This window comes from Candidatus Pelagibacter sp. (assembly GCF_052049775.1).
Taxonomy (GTDB): Bacteria; Pseudomonadota; Alphaproteobacteria; order Pelagibacterales; family Pelagibacteraceae; genus Pelagibacter.
Genome location: NZ_JBNGZH010000021.1, coordinates 1 through 17,574 on the forward strand (window position 1 = coordinate 1; position 17,574 = coordinate 17,574).

The 17,574-nt window shown below is 32.7% G+C and carries 15 protein-coding genes; all 15 read right to left on the minus strand.

The window, feature by feature from the left end; genetic code table 11:
- Positions 1-4,859 (minus strand): PilC/PilY family type IV pilus protein (locus ACTT83_RS03710; protein WP_440918795.1); only part of this gene is annotated, 4,859 nt, incomplete at its 3' end.
- Positions 4,859-5,392 carry a hypothetical protein gene (locus ACTT83_RS03715; RefSeq protein ID WP_440918796.1) on the minus strand — a complete coding sequence of 178 codons (534 nt, stop codon included), beginning with the start codon at positions 5,390-5,392 and terminating at the stop codon, positions 4,859-4,861. The genes ACTT83_RS03715 and ACTT83_RS03710, both read right to left, overlap by 1 nt.
- Positions 5,393-5,397: 5 nt before the next feature.
- Positions 5,398-6,291: a hypothetical protein gene (locus ACTT83_RS03720; RefSeq protein ID WP_440918797.1), complete on the minus strand. Its 894-nt coding sequence runs from the start codon at positions 6,289-6,291 to the stop codon at positions 5,398-5,400.
- Between the two features lie 7 nt (positions 6,292-6,298).
- Positions 6,299-7,300, minus strand: coding sequence for a PilW family protein (locus ACTT83_RS03725; protein ID WP_440918798.1), 1,002 nt, complete (start codon positions 7,298-7,300; stop codon positions 6,299-6,301).
- Positions 7,300-8,103, minus strand: a complete 804-nt coding sequence (locus ACTT83_RS03730; RefSeq protein ID WP_440918799.1) for a hypothetical protein — start codon at positions 8,101-8,103, stop codon at positions 7,300-7,302. The genes ACTT83_RS03725 and ACTT83_RS03730 overlap by 1 nt, the downstream gene beginning before the upstream one ends.
- 1 nt (position 8,104) lies before the next feature.
- The gene (locus ACTT83_RS03735) at positions 8,105-8,803 is read right to left on the minus strand and encodes a pilus assembly FimT family protein (RefSeq protein WP_440918800.1); all 699 of its coding nucleotides are present in this window, start codon (positions 8,801-8,803) and stop codon (positions 8,105-8,107) included.
- Positions 8,778-9,791 (minus strand): type IV pilus twitching motility protein PilT, encoded by a 1,014-nt coding sequence (locus ACTT83_RS03740; protein WP_440918801.1) that lies wholly within the window; start codon positions 9,789-9,791, stop codon positions 8,778-8,780. The genes ACTT83_RS03735 and ACTT83_RS03740 overlap by 26 nt, the downstream gene beginning before the upstream one ends.
- A gap of 72 nt (positions 9,792-9,863) precedes the next feature.
- The gene (locus tag ACTT83_RS03745; RefSeq protein WP_440918802.1) at positions 9,864-10,205 is read right to left on the minus strand and encodes a hypothetical protein; all 342 of its coding nucleotides are present in this window, start codon (positions 10,203-10,205) and stop codon (positions 9,864-9,866) included.
- Positions 10,202-10,579 (minus strand): peptide-methionine (R)-S-oxide reductase MsrB, encoded by a 378-nt coding sequence (msrB, locus tag ACTT83_RS03750; protein WP_440918803.1) that lies wholly within the window; start codon positions 10,577-10,579, stop codon positions 10,202-10,204. The genes ACTT83_RS03745 and msrB overlap by 4 nt, the downstream gene beginning before the upstream one ends.
- The gene (locus ACTT83_RS03755; RefSeq protein ID WP_440918804.1) at positions 10,576-11,472 is read right to left on the minus strand and encodes a histone deacetylase family protein; all 897 of its coding nucleotides are present in this window, start codon (positions 11,470-11,472) and stop codon (positions 10,576-10,578) included. The genes msrB and ACTT83_RS03755 overlap by 4 nt, the downstream gene beginning before the upstream one ends.
- Before the next feature lie 2 nt (positions 11,473-11,474).
- A complete protein-coding gene (locus ACTT83_RS03760) occupies positions 11,475-12,425 on the minus strand; it encodes a D-2-hydroxyacid dehydrogenase family protein (RefSeq protein ID WP_440918805.1) in 951 nt (316 codons plus the stop codon).
- Positions 12,418-13,311 carry a DMT family transporter gene (locus ACTT83_RS03765; RefSeq protein WP_440918806.1) on the minus strand — a complete coding sequence of 298 codons (894 nt, stop codon included), beginning with the start codon at positions 13,309-13,311 and terminating at the stop codon, positions 12,418-12,420. Before ACTT83_RS03765 ends, ACTT83_RS03760 begins: the two co-directional genes overlap by 8 nt.
- A 4-nt stretch (positions 13,312-13,315) precedes the next feature.
- Positions 13,316-14,557 (minus strand): NAD(P)/FAD-dependent oxidoreductase, encoded by a 1,242-nt coding sequence (locus ACTT83_RS03770; RefSeq protein WP_440918807.1) that lies wholly within the window; start codon positions 14,555-14,557, stop codon positions 13,316-13,318.
- A gap of 49 nt (positions 14,558-14,606) precedes the next feature.
- On the minus strand, positions 14,607-15,734 hold the full coding sequence (gene rodA, locus ACTT83_RS03775) for a rod shape-determining protein RodA (protein ID WP_440918808.1): 1,128 nt from the start codon (positions 15,732-15,734) through the stop codon (positions 14,607-14,609).
- Entirely contained in the window at positions 15,735-17,567 is a 1,833-nt protein-coding gene (gene mrdA / locus ACTT83_RS03780) for a penicillin-binding protein 2 (protein ID WP_440918809.1), read from the minus strand. It abuts the gene before it with no gap.
- Positions 17,568-17,574 lie beyond the last annotated feature (7 nt).

Below are 17,574 nucleotides of genomic sequence, written 5' to 3' on the forward strand. Positions count from 1 at the left end.
TCTCTCCAACCTTCTCTTTCTATAGATATCATTCCTTCATTTGCGAGCAAACTTATAAGACTATCTTTTTGATCTTCACTATCTGTTGTAATGTTTGCAAATAATTTATCAGCAAAAACTACTAATTTTGAAAGAACGCCAGGTTGCAAGTAAAAACACTTTGTATTTTCGTCAAAGCCTGCGTTTTCGTCCACCATCCTAACTGCACTAACTATACCCTCAGAAGTATTTATTCCACACTCATCATCTGCTGAACATACATATGCATTACCAACAGCACATGACGCACCTGAAGTTGGTTGATAAACTGGATAATATACTGTTCCTTTAAAGACAGTTGGTGAGGCACTAGCCTTTTGATATAAATTATCAGTTTGTTGAGCATTACCTTGTGGACCAACTAAACTTTTATCATTTTTCTTGTTTTGAGGTTTGTCTAATTTAAATACCCAAGCATCTTTTTTGTTTGCAGGACAATCACCTTGGTCTGCTCCATCATCGGCTGTGTTCACACAATAAGGACTTAATTCATATTCATCATCAATTTTTTTGGCATTCATTGCCTCTGCTAAACTTGCAGCCGCTCCAGAGTTAACCATTCTAAAATTTGGAAAATCTTTATCTCTTATTCCATACAAAATATTGTCCATACCTTTAGATTTTCGAGAAATATCACCGAAATCTCCCGTTGAGCCAAATAAATATAAATTCTTTGTATCTTCTCCAAGAGTTGCATCCATTCCAAAGTAACTTAATCTACCATTTTCACCATTTGCATTTAATGAGAATAAAGTTGTATGATCGAATAAATTTATACTCGTCCCACTTGGATCATTTGCAGTTGTATCACTTGTTAAGTTAATTTTAGAAATTTTTCCCTCAAAATCATTCACATAAACTAATGCTCCTCTCCATTTAGCACCTATAAAAGTATCAGGGGTAATTACAACTGGATCTCCTAATATTGAGTTCGGAATATCCTCATGAAGATCATTGTCTACATCAGTAAATTTATTATTAATATCAACTATATTAATCAATCCATTGCCTCCAGCTGCTAATTTACCTGGATATTGACCTCCTGTTTGTTCGTTCATGCTTTCAAGATCTATGACATAAACTGCGGAACCAAGACCATCAGTTTTTCCAAATCCTGCTGGAAGTACTGCAACATATTTATCCTCTTCAATAGTGCCTTGTCTATTGACTGGAAGTCTAAATATTCTTGGAGTTGCCCAAGTTTCTCCTAATTTACTATAATCATATGTTGGGTCTGCAGTACCTATATTTGGTATTGACATGTTGAAAAAATCAGTTTCTGTGTCAGATTTATTATCACCTTCTCCTAAATTGATTGTAATATCTTCTGCAAAAGTTATTGTTGCTAAAGAAGCTTCTTGAGTAACAGAAACAACAGTCAAAGGTGTTTCTACTCCATTTATAATTTTATTTACAACTAAGGTTTCTGGATTAGTTATAAATTCCTCAGGCATATTATATAAAAAATTATAAACTCTGCCGGTGTAGCAGGCAGAAGTTCCTGATGAATAAAAATTAGCGTCCGAAGAACAACTTACAATCTTATCTCTTTCATCAAAAACTTCAGCTTCACCTTCTACTTGATTGCTTGCATCAACTGCTCTTGCTTGATTTATGTTGTACTTTGCCGTTAAAGCTTCCTCAGAGTTATCTATTGTTAATTTTCCACCAGTGTAATCCAAATCTGGTACTAGTTTAACATTACTATTAACAATTGTACCATCATGGAGCGCTATCATTACTTTGTTCTGAATATAATTGTTGTAAATAGAATACACATGAAGTGGCTTTTCTGGATCAGTCACATCTAAAATTGAATAACCTCTTCCGCCTCTCCCATATGGTATCATTAATATGGTATGCCAAGATTTAACACCACCTGTTTCAAAACTTCCATCAGGTAATAATCCAGATATATACATGTCGTGAACTACTGGAGAACCATCTACCGCGTATATTGCATTTGAACCACCCCTCTTAGAACCAGCAATACCATTCAGACCATCATTTATCATTTCTGGTAACCTTCCAGCAATAAACGGGGGAACAAAAGCCCAACGCTCTTCACCAGTCTCGGCATCAAAAGCGTGAAACATTCCATCATTTGCACCAACGTAAAGAGTTCTTGGTCTATCAGCTAAACTAGCCGCCCAGCTCTCGTAACCATATTTTGATCTATAGTAAGCCTCTTGATTTGTGGATGTAAAGTTTACATTTGCTCCTGGGGCACCTACTTCAACTATTTGAGAATGATATATATCTCCCAAAACGTGAGGTCTTATTAAATCTGACTCAGAACAATTACCTCCATATATAAAGTAATCTTCACCCCTTACAAAATTAATTAAACCTTTAATGTCATCTGCATTTCCAGTTTCGCCAATATGCGCTTTACACGCTGAACTAGGATTATGATAGTCTGTAACTGTAGACCCTAAAACTTCAAACAGAAAATTTATCTCAGAGCTATTTTCAGGCACCCAATTGTTATAATCAGTTTTATAATCCTTATTTTTGAGAACAGTCCAAATTTTTCTCGTACCAGCTACAGCTTGGGCTTGAACTTTCTCAGCTGAGTCCCAGTTATTTGGTGAGGTGGTAATCACAAAGCCGTCCGGAGTTATTTCACTTCTGATAAGATGCCCAGTCCATTGACCTGCAGTCACATGTTCAAATTGTCCTTGAAATAAATCTCCTCCCTCTTGGATATTTGCAGTAATGGATGGAGCTGAGAACGAAAGCCTACTAGCAACAATTCTTTCTATTTCACTTTTTAATTTTGTAACTAATTGTTTTGGATTTTCTGCTATGATTCTTTGTCGACAATTTGGATCTTTTTGTTTATCAGTGCCAAAGTCTGGATCATCACAACTGCCAGCTTTTGCAGCCTCTTTAAATTGTTCATCACCCTTTTCTTTTATTCCACCTCCATATGCAATAAAAATAGTTTTTACACCGGTCCCAGCATTAACTCCCATCCTGGCAGTTTCAGTTCTAAGATCTTTGATTTGTCTTATTGTTCTATCATGATGTTGCCACATCCCATCACCAATCACAATTACATAATTTAATTGACATTCTGGTTGAGTATCGTTGATCAATCCAACGTCATCATCAATAAAATATTCATAAGCAAGTTGAGAAAATGCTGTTCCATCAGTTCCAAATCTTAATCTCATTTTGTCAACTGCATCTATAATTCTGGTAGTCGTATTAGGTCCAACACCAACTTTTAAACACGAATTATCATCGCATTGTTTCGATTGACCCATTGGATGTTGGCCTCTGGTGGCATCCCAACTTCTATAATAATCACATCGGTCATTACATCTATGAAATCTTTTTGCTTTCGGACACATGTTGTGACATGAGTATTCAGAAAATGGTCTCCATTTACCTGCCGCACCTCTTCCATTTGGAACAGTTCCAGCATTCCAATAACCGTAACCAAAATAGGCGCCAGTAGTCAAAGAACTATCATTAACAACTGCCTTAATTGCTCTTTTGGCACCTTCAGCTCTACTTATTGCACTTGTCCCCATTTCATCCACCCAGGTCATAGCACCCCCACTAATATCAAATTCTTGAACTGAATTTTTCGCATTTCCCACCCAAACTCTGTCATTTGAAACATGAAGTCCCTTTGGCTGGACAAGATTTATATTATTAGCCGACGACTTTGAATTGTTAAACACTCCAACAGTTGCTGAAGTAGTTATTGTAGCTCCAATACTTAGTTTTTGAAGTGTGTGACTGGAACTACTTGTAGCATACATCACATTATCATCTTGAGGATCAACACTCATTCTTGCAACTGGGTTATATGAGTTTCCACCTGAGTTTCTTGTATAATGTGTAGGTTCAGAAGAAGAGTTGGGACAGACATGTGGAGTGCTATCTAATACTATAGGAAAACTATAGATTTCATCTCTATCCACGTAAAAAAGTTTGTTTTTTTCGCCGTCCCCAACATCCGTCATTGAAATTGATTCCGTCGCTAAAAGACTTTTTCTAAAATTAATATGAGAGTTATCGTCTGTTAAAGTACATAGGAATTGAATATTTCTTGAAAGATTTTTGGTGAAAAAAAATGGTTCTTCCATATATCTAACACATCGCCATCTTTTATTTCTTCTATTCCCCACTCTTCTCTGATCAAGACAAATCTTATGAAACCCGGTTACTATTAAGTGATCATCATCTCCTGAGGTTCTTATATCCAAACCTTTAGGATAAGTTCGATCAAATCGACCAAACGACGTTCTTCCAAGTTCACTAACATCAATTACTTCAACACAATTTCCATCAGCATCTATAGCAACAACTGTACCAAAAGTTTCAGAAATCGAATAAATAACCTCTTTACCATTAGGAGTAGTATTTGCAACATTTGAGGACTTAGCCATCTCACCCACTGTTCTAATCCTACTATCTTGCCGACCAGCCTCTAACTCACAACTAGGCATGCTATTAGATCCCTGGAATAATCTCGCACCAACACCATCTCCATCTGGATCAACAAAACTAGGGTCGAAGTCCTCAGAGGTGTAATCAAACTTTACAATTGCACCTCTTGATTGACCAACCATTACGTCGCCATCATTTAGTAAAATCAAATCACCTGGGTTATATATAGATGCGCCACCAAAAGCAGTAGCATTCATACTTAAAGAAGTGTCTAAGAGAATTAATATGTTTGCCTTAACGTCACCTGTTCCAGATCCTGGAGGTAATGACTTTGCGAATACATTTTGATTAAAAAATATGATTGTTATAAAAATATAAAGAAATAATTTATTTAAAAGACCGATTTTAAACATTACCAGTAACTCCTATACTCATTGTTTGTAATTATCAACTGTTCAACAACTAAGCTCTTAAATTTTAATATCTTACTATAATAGTATTTTTTATTATTTTTTTCCCAACTAATATGTCCTAGCCATCTTGGATCAAAAACCTCTTCTGCTTCTTTTGGATAATTATCTTGTATATAATAAAAAAGAAAAGACTCTTTATTCTTTATATCAAACACATGATTGCTAGAGAGTAGTTCAAAGCCTACAACAAAATCTCCGCCCGAATGTATTCTAATTTCAGTTTCTTGAGGATAATGGTCTGGACACCATTGTTTAAAGTTCGTTATTACAAATACTGACCTTAAATTTTCATCATCTAAATTTGCCTCTAATAACTCTATATTTCTATCGATATCAGGTTCTCCAAGCATCTCAGTAACATTTGAAAAATCCTCACCTATTTCAAACTCAAGATCACATTCTTCAGAATATAAAATAGTGAAATTTAAGAGTGTTGATATTAATAAGGTTATTAAAAATAAATTTTTTTTCATAAATTCTAGCTCGGCATTACAACCACGTTTTCAAGGGCTATCAAAATTTCGATTTCACCATTATGAAGTTCATCTTCTCCTCCAGGCCCATAAAAAATTCCACATGAGTAGATTTTATATGCTGTGCCTTGAGTGTCAACATTGCTTGTGCCCATTGCGATACTTGAACCCTCATCTCTAAAAGCAGCCATTCCAATATTTAATATAAAATATTCATAAGCGAATCTTTTAAGAAAATTAAATTCAGCCTGGACAAAACTTTTTCTAGCTTTTTCATCTGACTCATTAATTACTGATTTTGCTGAGCTTGTTCTAAAAGATGAGCCATCTGTACTTGATAAGCAATCATTATAATCACCATCGCACAAGAGGGGACCAACAATATCTAAAAAGCTTTTTTGAATTGGTAGTTTTCCTTTTCCAGCAATTTTAATGTCACCATTTTCATCAAAATCAAGATTTCTAAAACTTTTTAAACACTGTGAGTCATCGATATTTACAATTGTATCATTCGCAGCTGGTCCTCTGCCAAAAGTAAGTCTATAAAATGAATCTTCAGCTTGATCTTGGTATCCATCCTGCGTGTCTTCATAGAGATCCTTTTTAATTTGGTAAACTGCATTAGCACCTGCTTCAGTAGGTGGTTGTCCCAATACCTCAAGAACTGTGGGTGGTGTTCCTGAATGCCAATGTCCAAGATAGTTATCTAAGATCCATTTCTCACCCTCTATCAGTCCAGTTTCTGCAACATAAAAGGTTTGCTGGTATTGATCACTACTATTATTATTTTGATGATCTCCAGAGGAAATAACTATCAATGAACCACCCATTAAAGACATTACAATTAAAAGTATGATAGATAATATTAATGCAAATCCTTTCTCATTATTTTTATACATCAATTAATTATCCTCCTAAGTTTCTAGTATGCACAGTCAGAAATATTGAATCTCTTTTGAATGTAGCCTGCTTGCTAGTAAATGTTTCAGGCTCCCTTCCTAATGACAATATTTGTCTCTGTACTCCTTCTCTTATATTTTTAAAAAAACCTGTTTTGGTTGCTGATCTAAAAGTTAAAGTAATATCGACTGATCGAATTTTATAAATATCGTCTAAATTTTCTGGTATTGCATTTACAATTTTTCCATATTTATCTAAAGCAACAAATGACATATCAGAAAGATATTCTCTCACCAATTCCCCATCATAACAATCATCACCTGGACAATTATCAGTTACCCATTCACCACTAGGGCAACTAGGAGACTCACCAGGATCAGGATCCTCACCAGGATCCTCAGGCTGTTGGCACATCTCTTGTTTCCAATATTTCTTAGATCTAAATACCCCATAAAAATCATCATTATCTTTAGTTAATGCTCTTGCAAAATAAGATATTTTATACCTCTTGTAATATTGTTCATCATTATCAGGATTAGCTTTTGCATCGAAATCACCATAAACGATATGAATTTGATCACAACATACATTATTTATTTTAGTATTTGTTAATGTAAATCCTGGCGCAATAGGTACTGCATTTCCAATTTTATGTTTATCTCCAGTTTGATTTTTGTAAATTATGATTGGAGCATGACTGTTTTCTTCTGTTGAATCAAAAGTTAAATAATCACTTCTTGGTATTTTATCATTACCAGATTTTTTTTCGTTCTCAGCATTATAACCATAATAATACTTGAAACCAGCCATCCTCACGTCTCGCATTATCATCGAAACAATATCTCTTCCAGATTTACTGATCCCTGCAACATCAGTAACTCGAGAATACGTATTATTTATTATAGAATAAGAAGTATACATTGCCCCAATGATTATAGAGGAAACAACAATTCCTATAAGCATTTCAATTAAAGTAACACCTGAAATTTTATTTCTTTTATTCACCATTAATTTAAACCCTGTCCTTGTAACTGATCACCTCCATCATCGTCATTGGGTATAGTTTGAAATTTTGGCTTATAATCTGCCTGGAAGTAAAGAAATCTTCTTTTTTTTCCATCGTTCATATTAAATTGAATTCGACCCACATACATTTGATCGTCGAAAACATTGTAGTTTGCATATTGACATTTTGCACCTTTTCCCCAGCGACACATCTCAAATAATTTGATCGATTTTGTATCATTAGTCGCTTTTGTTGTCTGATTAGTACTTTTACATTTCATAAGTTGATCTTCTGCCAGAATTGCAGTCCACTTTTTTATTTGATTACCAGCTGCACTTTTTGAATCCCAGGCTGTATCTTTATCTTTGTTATAAAGAGGTGTTCTAGCATCTGTTGAAGTTTTTGAACAACTCTCTATATTAATCTGATCATTTATATTCTCAGTCTCCTGTGCAGATCCACATACTTTACCTAATGTAGAGTTTGCTTTGCCAAGGAACGCATAATATTCAACAAATGTCGAACAATTATTAGTATCATCTCCCTCAAGGGAAATACCGTCTCGTGAGTATTCTAAATTTTTTTCATCTTCTTCACCTATACCGACAAGAGTATCCCTGTAGCCAATTACTCCCTCTGCAATCATTCCAGCTAAATGAGTAGCTTTTGTTCTTTCTCCTGATACATCAATGGAATTTACCGCGTAACCAACCATTTGAAATATTCCAATAAAACCTATGCCTACAATCACACTTGCAACAATTGCCTCTAATATACTCATCCCTTTTTCTTTTTTTCTATTCATTTTATTGCCCAACCCAATTTGATGTTATTTTTCCCTCGTTATTTTTAAATGACATTTTTTTCTCAAGTTTTGCACTTCCGAATCTTGTCCAAGTAATGCGATATTCGCATTTTTTTGCTTCAGTTCTCTCATCTACTTTATCACAATATCCACCTTTACCATTTAAATTCAATTTTTGATCACTTAAGCTAGCTGATGAACTATACCACCTTCCATCCTTAGAAAAACATACTACCACGGGTTTATTCAAGCTAGGAGACGTGGTCAACTCTTTTAGCTCCACTTTGCCTACCTCTGGTTTTCCAGGGGTGTCTCCACTATCATCCCATTCGTTTTGATCTAATAAACACCTTGCCTCATCATCTTTTCTAATGAAATTTCTTTCTGTATCAGTCGCAATATAATTGGCTAAAGTATTTGCTTTCATTCCTCTTGATACAATTGTTATTACATCATTGCCGTCATCATCTACTTCAGGAGCTATTTTAACTTGGACAAAAGCATATAAACCTCTTTGAACTTGTGAATTTATATTATTAAAAATAGTTATGGCTCTTATCAGTTCAGCTTGAATTTCTCTTTTTTTACTCCAATCATCAAATCTTGGAAATGAAATAGCAGCTAACACTCCTACAATAGCTAATACGACAATAACTTCTAAGGTAGTAAAACCTTTATTGTTCTTTACCTGCACTTGCATCTATTTTACCTGCCTTAACAAGTTCCTCTAATGACTTGGTCATTGTAATCATTCCATCTTTAACGGCGGTCTGCATGATGCTTGGTATTTGATGAATTTTAGATTCTCTAATCAAGTTTTGAATTGGAGCAGTACATTTCATTACTTCAAAGGCACCACAACGACCTAGTCCGTCTTTAGTTTTTAAAAGTCTTTGGGTTACAACCATTTTTAAGGATGTAGAAATCTGTGCTCTTATCTGTGCTTGTTGCTCTGGCGGAAAAACGTCAATTATTCTATTAATGGTACTTGGGGCACCACTTGTATGTAAGGTTCCAAATACTAGGTGGCCAGTTTCAGCAGCAGTCAAAGCAAGTGAGACTGTTTCTAAATCTCTCATCTCTCCTACTAATATTACATCAGGATCTTCTCTCAATGCGGCTTTTAAAGCACTAGCAAAAGATTGGGTTTGTTTACCGACCTCTCGATGAGAGACGATACTTTTTATATCTTTGTGAATAAATTCAACAGGATCTTCAACTGTAATGATGTTTGATGTTCTTGTTTTATTTATCTCATTGACTATTGCCGCAAGTGTTGTTGATTTACCTGAACCTGTAGGACCAGTTACCAAAACTAGTCCTTTATGCATATCAATTATATCATATAGAACTGGTGGAAGATCAAACTGATCCATCGTTGGAATTATGCTTTCAACTCTTCTTAAAACTGCAGCAGGTCCATTAATTGTTTTATAAAAATTTGCTCTAAATCTTAAACCACTTAAAGTAACCGATGAGTCTAGCTCGTGAGTATCGTTAAATCTTTTCATCTCTACTTCATTACAATTTGTTGAAATCAAATCTTGGAGATCTTGTGATTTTACCAAAACCTCAGGTATTTTATGAATTTCACCAGTCTGTCTATAAGCTAGAGGCCATCCACTTCTAATATGAAAGTCGGAAATTTTTTTATTATTTTTTGCTAATTCTTCTAATTTTTCAAACATACTAAATTTTATATTTAATTTCTTAAAAAAACAATATTTAGTTATCTAAGAGCGACCAAAATAGGTAATTATCTAAAAGATAAAGTAATATAAGATCCATACAATCAATGAATACTCAAAAAATTTTTTCGCTAAAAGTAATTGTTTTTCTGTGAATTTTGTCTTTAAAAATTTACTTAAAAAAATAAATCCCATGTGAACTAGAACAATTGAAATAAGAATTCCAACTACAGCATATTCAATAGAAAAATTCTTATACCCAAAATAAATTGCCATTATAAAAGTCAACCAAGAAACTTTAGAAATAAAAATCTTGAATATAAGACCTGCTTTTTTACTAAAAATAGATTGAGTCTTTATTAATGAATAAGACCAGGTTAGACCAATTAAAAAACTAATATACTTTAAAATCATTTTTTATTTTTTTCATGAAATACTAAACAAACACCATTGTTACAATATCTTTTGCCTGTGGGTTGAGGACCATCATCAAAAATGTGTCCATGATGGGCACTACAATTTTTACAATGATATTCCGTTCTAGCATAGCCAATTAAATAATCAGTTTTAGTCTCAAAGACATCTGGCAAAGATTTATAAAATGATGGCCACCCTGATCCACTTTCATATTTTGCATCAGAGTCGAATAATTTTATTCCACAATTAGCACAATGATAACTACCTTCTCGCTTTTCACTATTGAGTTCGCTACTTCCCGCGCGTTCAGTGCCATCCTCAAACATTACCAATTTTTGTTCAGCAGTTAAATTTGGATTCTTTTTGGTCATTTAAGTAATTTAGCACAGGATTGATGTAAAAAAGAATGTAATTCAACTAATTTGTTAAAATCTTTATTGTAACCACCGCCAAGAACACCACACAAAGGTACTCCTTGTGAAAAGAAATTTTTTGTTACCATTTCATCTCTTTTTCTAATTCCCTCATCGGAAATTTTAAGTTTTCCTAAGCGATCATTATGGTGAATGTCTACTCCCGCAATATAAAAAACAAAATCAAAATTTTCCTCATTTAATTGATTAAGATAAAATTCAAGTATCTTAATATATTGTGTGTCTTCCATGTTATCCTCCAGTTCAACATCAAGATCACTGATTGATTTTTTTGCGGGATAATTTGACTTAGAGTGCATGCTAAAAGTAAAAACATTTTTATTTTCCATAAAAATATCAGCATTACCATTGCCTTGGTGAACATCTAAATCAACAATTAAAATTCTTCCTGCTAAACCTCTATCAAGTAAATATTGAGCCGCGACTGCTACATCATTAAATACACAATACCCTGCACCCCCGTCAAAATTAGCATGGTGGCTACCGCCTGCAGTATTACAGGCAACTCCATTTTTAATTGCAAGCTTTGTGGCAAGCACAGTTCCACCAGTTGCAACTAATGATCTTTGAATAACACTATCCACTAAAGGAAATCCAATTTTCTTAATTGTATTTTGATCTAGGGTTTTGTTTTTAACATCCTTGATATATTTTTCTGAATGTGCTCTCTTTAAAGTTTCATCAGAGCATGGATATGGTTGATGAAATTTTTTAACAATTTTTTTATCAATTAAATATTTTGCAAGTTCTCCAAATTTATTAATTGGAAACTTATGATCATCACCAATTTTTGCAAAATAATCTTCGTGATTAACAACTGATAAATCCATAACTATTCGATTACGCGGATTGGCTTGCCCGATGCACAAGCTTCGAGTGACTCGATCATTTGACTATAATAAACATTATAATTTTCTGCAGTCACATATCCTAAATGAGGGGTTAACAAAGCATTAGGTAAAAATCTTAGTTTGTTATTTTCTGGTAAAGGTTCTTTTTCATAAACATCCAATCCAGCCCCTGCAATTACATTTGTAGATAGAGCAATGATCAAATCGTCTTCATTAACGATTGGGCCCCTTGAGGTGTTGATTAAAAAAGAAGTTTTTTTCATTTTATCCATTTCTTTTAAAGTAATACAATCTTTATATCTTTCACCGCCTTGAACATGAATTGATAAGAAATCAGAATTCTTTATTAAATCTTCTTTAGAACAAGGTAAAACATCTAGCTCTTTACATTTATCAAGACTAAGATTTTCACTCCAAGCCATTACCTCCATACCAAAAGCTTTCCCTATTTTTGCAACTTGAGAACCTACTTTTCCAAGTCCTATTAATCCTAGGATTTTACCTTTGAGCTCAATACCAACGGTTGTTTGCCAGTAACCTTGATACATATTATCTATTTCCTCTTTTATATTTCTAGCTAATCCAAGAATTAAAGCCCAAGTTAATTCTGGAGTTGGGTTTAAATTACTTTCTGTTCCACTAACTATAATCTTTCTTTTTTTTGTGGCATCCAAGTCAATTGATTTATTTCTCAAGCCACTGGTGATTATAAATTTGAGCTTAGATAAATTCTCTATAATATTTTTTGTAATCGGTGTTCTTTCTCTCATGACTAATAATGCCTCAAAATCAGCCAACTTATCTATAACATCAGCCTCATCCTCAAATGGCTCACTAAAAATTTTTATTTCATATTTTCCTGCAAGTTTTTCAAGATCTACAAATTGTTGAGAAACATTTTGATAATCGTCTAATATTGCAACTTTAAGCATTTTTAATTTCTTTATTGGATAAAAATAAACCTAATATAATTAAAATTGCCCCAATCAAGTGAAAAAATTGAAATCTTTCATTATAAAAGAATATCGCCATCAAAGTGCTAAATAATGGAATTAAAGATAGAAATATTCCAGCTCGATTTGCCCCAATGATTGAAACAGCGCCAGCCCAACAATAGTAAGAGCCAATGCTTGGAAATATTGCAACATAAACTAAAATATAGAAAAAATTACTACTCATCTCAATAATTTTGCCTTGTGTCATATCTAGAATAAATAGAGGCAAAAGAAAAATTAATCCAAATGTGCAAATTATATGGACAAGAGCAAGTAAAGATACTTCAAATGTTCTTTTTCTCAAATAAGCAGAATATATTCCCCAAGCAATAATTGCTCCGACCATAAATAAATCTCCTTTGTTAAAATTTAAGGTAAGTAAAATATTTAGATCAAGTTTAGTAATAATAGCTAAAATTCCTAAAACTGAAATTATTAATCCAGATATTTGAAAAATATTTGTTTTTTCAATTTTTAATAAAAAACAAACTAAAATTATTGTTACAGGTATTGCGGTATTAAAAAGTGACGCATTAATTACTTGAGTGTGATTTAAAGCGTTATAAGTAAAAGAAGTAAATATACATACACTAGTAGAACCTAGAATAAGAAATAATGATAAATTTCCTTTAATTTGATTTTTTAATTTTAATATCTCTTTATAGGTAAAGGGAAGTAATATTATCCATACTAGGCACCACCTTAAAAATGCGAGTGAGTTGGGAGGTATATTTTCTAAATAAGCAAGCTTTGCTAATGTAAAGTTTCCTGCCCAAAATAATGTTGCACATACTAGCATTATATATGCCCTAGTATTTTGCATTTTATTAACTAAATCTTATTGAGCTATAAGGATCTAAATTTAGATTTGTGTTTTCTTTAGCTATCATTCCAGAAACAATCTTTCCAGAAATTGGACCTAATGTCCATCCTAAATGATGATGACCAAAACAATAAAATACATTTTTGTAATTTTTTGAAGGTCCCATTACAGGCAAAAAATCTGGCAGTGTAGGTCTAAAACCTAACCACTCGTCTTCATGATCTGGAAGATCACCTAACATATACTTGGCATTATTAATCAAATTTTTTATTCTTGATTTCGAGAGTGGATTATTTAGTCCACCAAATTCAACTGTGCCAACTACTCTTAAACCCTGTTCCATAGGAGTAATACCAAATCCTCTATTAGAAAAAATTACCGGTCTACTTAAAAGATGATCACAATCTTTGAAGTGAACATGGTAACCTCTTTCAGTATCGAGTGGAATTCGCTCACCTAAATTATCAGTTAATTTTTTTGAAAATGCACCACAAGCAATTACAATTTTATCAAAGGTATGTCTTTCACCATCAGTAATAAAAACAGGTTTTTCTGTATCAAATTGAATATCATTAATATTTTTCTTTTCAAACTTTCCACCTTTTTTTAAAAATAAATCAAATAATTTAAGTAAGATTTTTTTTGGATTTCGAGCGTGCCTTGCGTATGGATAATAAACTCCCGCATGATAAAAAGGTTTTATATTAGGTTCTAAATCATGAATTTCAGATTTATTTACTAATTGTTGTTTTACACCTAGTTCATCCCTTACTTTAATTTCTAATTCTCTACTCTTTAGATCTTTGTCATTCCAAATATATAGAATACCTTTATTTTCGACGAGACCATCTAAATTTATTTCATCAAAAAGTTCATCATACGCTGGTAATGCTAAGTCTAAAATTTGATGCATATTTCTTGCTGTGTGCATCATCTTATTTTTAGTGGTATTTAATATGAATTTGAAAAACCAAGGCAACATTTTTGGCACATAATTCCATTTAAGAGCAAGCGGGCCTGTTGAACTTAATAACATTGCTGGCACATCAGCAAGAACATCAGTTCTATTCAATGATAGTGAAGCATAAGGTGAGAAGTGACCTGCATTCCCATATGAAGCCGCTGGACTGCCTGGATTATCTCTGTCAAATATAGTTACCTTAAAACCTTTTTTTTGGAGAAATAAAGCGTTTGAAACTCCTTGAATACCTGAGCCAACAATCCCAACATGTAAATTTTTACTCATAGAAAAATATACAATCTATCTATCAAATAAGTTAAGCGACAAATTATACTTAGGCAATCAATTGTTGATTATGAACCCTGGCACTCATGACTATTCCAAAACCAATCATAGTTGCTAACATTGAGGAACCACCATAAGACATAATTGGCAAAGGAGAACCTACTATAGGTAGTAAACCCAAGACCATACTCATATTAATAGTAATGAATACAAAAATTGCTGCACCAAAACTATAACAGAAAATCTTTGCAAAATAACTTCTTGAATTAGCTCCGATCGCAACAATTCTATAAATAATAATTGCATAAATCACTAAAAGAATTGCAGAACCCACAAATCCAAACTCTTCCGAAAAAAGAGTAAAAATAAAATCAGTATGTTTCTCCGGTAAAAATTCAAGATAGCTTTGAGTACCTTTTAAAAAACCTTTGCCAAATATACCTCCTGATCCCACAGCTATTTTAGATTGAATGATTTGATAACCCGCACCCAAAGGATCCTTGTCTGGATTTAGAAATGTTAACACTCTTAATTTTTGATAGGGTTTCAAAAAAGCTATGACAAAAGGTAGGGAAATTATAAATCCTAAAATAGTATAAATAAAATACTTATAATTGACACCAGCAAACCATAACACAGCAATGCCACTGATAGCAATTAAGACAGCTGTTCCAAGATCAGGTTGTACAATGACCAATCCCATTGGTAACAAAATAATTATTAAAGAAGTTAAAATTGTATAAATTGAATTGACATTTTCTAACTTCATTCGATGAAAAAATTTTGCCAAACAAACAATGATAAAAATTTTCATTAATTCAGATGGCTGTAAATTTATAAAATATAAATTAATCCATCTTTGAGACCCTGATGAGGTAATTCCAAATAAATAAGTCCCAACCAATAAACCTATAACAGTTACATAAGCTAAATAACCAATTGAAAACCAATATTTAATATTGATAAAAGACATTACTAACATCATCAAAGTAAAAACTGCTAATTTTGTAAAATGACTTTTAGTATGGAATTTAACCTCCCCACCATCTGTGGAGTACATGGTTGCTAAACTAATAAAGCCAAGCAACAATATGCAGACTAATAATATATAATCAAAGTTTCTGAATTTTTGAAAAAAACTAAGTCTGTTAGTTGTTAATCTTGTATGCTGATACATCTATATCTCCAAATATTTTTTATTGCTTAATGACTCTCTTATCTTGTGTCGATCAATGATTAATTTAAATAATTTGGTTGCCATAGGAGCAGCTGTTGTACTTCCATTTCCCCCATGTTCTACAATGACACTTAAAGCGTATCTAGGGTTTTTATATGGTCCAAAAGCTACATATAAAGCATGATCTCTTTGCTCATATGGTATCTCAAATGTTTTAAGATCTAATTCTCTTTCTTCTTCAGTAATTTTTTTTACTTGTGCTGTTCCGGTTTTACCAGCAAACTGATATTCTGGATTATCAATTCTTGAACGATAAGATGTACCCATCACCTCGTTTGTGGAGCCAAAAATAGCATCTTGAACAATCTTAATATTTTTTGAATTTTTATAAAGCGGTGTAAATTTATCAATTGGCTGAGCTTTAACTTTTTCATCGACTACAAGATGAGGATAAATTTTGTAACCTCCATTTGCAATTTGGGCTGTCATCAAACATAATTGAATTGGAGTAGTTTGAATGTAACCTTGTCCAATTCCTGTAATTATTGTTTCACCTAGTAACCATCCTTTGCCAAGAGCATTTTTTTTCCATTGTGTATTAGGAATTAAACCTTTTTTTTCAATATCAAATAGATCACCAAAAACTTTTTCTCCAAGACCAAATTTTTTTGCAGTCTCACTTAATTTATCAACTCCAAGTTTACGCGCAACCTCATAAAAATAAGTGTCACAAGATTGCTTCATCGCATTTCTCAAACTCATATAGCCATGACCTTTTTTTTTCCAACAATGATAGGTTTGACCATACATTTCCGTTTTACCAGTGCATTGAACTGTAAAATTGGTATTAACAATTCCATTTTCTAACGCAGATAAAGCAACGATTGGTTTAATCGTTGAACCTGGAGAGTAATTACCTTGTAAAGTTTTATTTACTAGTGGTTTCATTGGATCGTTCCGAATTAATTGCCAATCATCTTGACTAATGCCAAAAACAAATAAATTTGGATCAAATGATGGTGATGAATGCATTGCAATTACTGCGCCTGTGTAAATATCCATTACACAGATAGAGCCTGCTTTATCTTTTAGCAGCTCATTTGATAATTTTTGAACTTCGGTATCTATTGTCAGTCTTAAAGTTTTACCTTTTTGACCTTTTTGAAATTCCAACTGACTAATTCTTCTACCATAAGCATTGACTTCATATCTTTCTATATCATTGGTCCCTATTAATTTTTCCTCAAATGTTTTTTCTAAACCTACTTTTCCAACTTTTAAACCTGGAACAAAATTCTTTTTTATAGCTTGAGTGTTTTCAATATCATTTTGGTTTGCTTGACTTACATAGCCTATTAAATGAGTAAAGTTTTCTTTAAAAGGATAGTTCCTTGAAATCGAGATGACAGGTTTGACGCCATTTAAATCATATAAGTGGTTATTAATCTTTGAAAATTTTTGCCAACTTAAATTCTCTGAAACAATTAAAGTCTCCCATGGTTTAATTTCATTTTTCTTTTTTAATACTTTTTTAAATTCTTTATCCGATAATTCTAGTAAGTCTTTTAACCTATAAATAACATACCTAAAATCCTCAACTTGTTCTGGTATTACATGAAGTTGATAAGCTTCAAAATTGCCAGCAATTATATTGCCAAAATAATCATGAAATTCACCCCTAACAGGAGCTAACTTCCATTCTCTAATTCTATTTTTATCTGAAAGAGTTAAATATTTTTTGTTTTCCTTAACTTGTAAGAAAAATAATCTACTTACTATTCCAATCATTATAAAAAATTTCAAAGAACCTGTAATGAACATTCTTCTATTAATAGAATTA

What these genes read in the sequence shown, in the direction of transcription:
- ACTT83_RS03715 (WP_440918796.1), bottom strand. Translation starts at nt 5,392, where the DNA reads ATGAAAAAAAATTTATTTTTAATAACCTTATTAATATCAACACTCTTA.
- ACTT83_RS03720 (WP_440918797.1), bottom strand. Translation starts at nt 6,291, where the DNA reads ATGTATAAAAATAATGAGAAAGGATTTGCATTAATATTATCTATCATA.
- ACTT83_RS03725 (WP_440918798.1), bottom strand. Translation starts at nt 7,300, where the DNA reads ATGGTGAATAAAAGAAATAAAATTTCAGGTGTTACTTTAATTGAAATG.
- ACTT83_RS03730 (WP_440918799.1), bottom strand. Translation starts at nt 8,103, where the DNA reads ATGAATAGAAAAAAAGAAAAAGGGATGAGTATATTAGAGGCAATTGTT.
- ACTT83_RS03735 (WP_440918800.1), bottom strand. Translation starts at nt 8,803, where the DNA reads ATGCAAGTGCAGGTAAAGAACAATAAAGGTTTTACTACCTTAGAAGTT.
- ACTT83_RS03740 (WP_440918801.1), bottom strand. Translation starts at nt 9,791, where the DNA reads ATGTTTGAAAAATTAGAAGAATTAGCAAAAAATAATAAAAAAATTTCC.
- ACTT83_RS03745 (WP_440918802.1), bottom strand. Translation starts at nt 10,205, where the DNA reads ATGATTTTAAAGTATATTAGTTTTTTAATTGGTCTAACCTGGTCTTAT.
- msrB (WP_440918803.1), bottom strand. Translation starts at nt 10,579, where the DNA reads ATGACCAAAAAGAATCCAAATTTAACTGCTGAACAAAAATTGGTAATG.
- ACTT83_RS03755 (WP_440918804.1), bottom strand. Translation starts at nt 11,472, where the DNA reads ATGGATTTATCAGTTGTTAATCACGAAGATTATTTTGCAAAAATTGGT.
- ACTT83_RS03760 (WP_440918805.1), bottom strand. Translation starts at nt 12,425, where the DNA reads ATGCTTAAAGTTGCAATATTAGACGATTATCAAAATGTTTCTCAACAA.
- ACTT83_RS03765 (WP_440918806.1), bottom strand. Translation starts at nt 13,311, where the DNA reads ATGCAAAATACTAGGGCATATATAATGCTAGTATGTGCAACATTATTT.
- ACTT83_RS03770 (WP_440918807.1), bottom strand. Translation starts at nt 14,557, where the DNA reads ATGAGTAAAAATTTACATGTTGGGATTGTTGGCTCAGGTATTCAAGGA.
- rodA (WP_440918808.1), bottom strand. Translation starts at nt 15,734, where the DNA reads ATGTATCAGCATACAAGATTAACAACTAACAGACTTAGTTTTTTTCAA.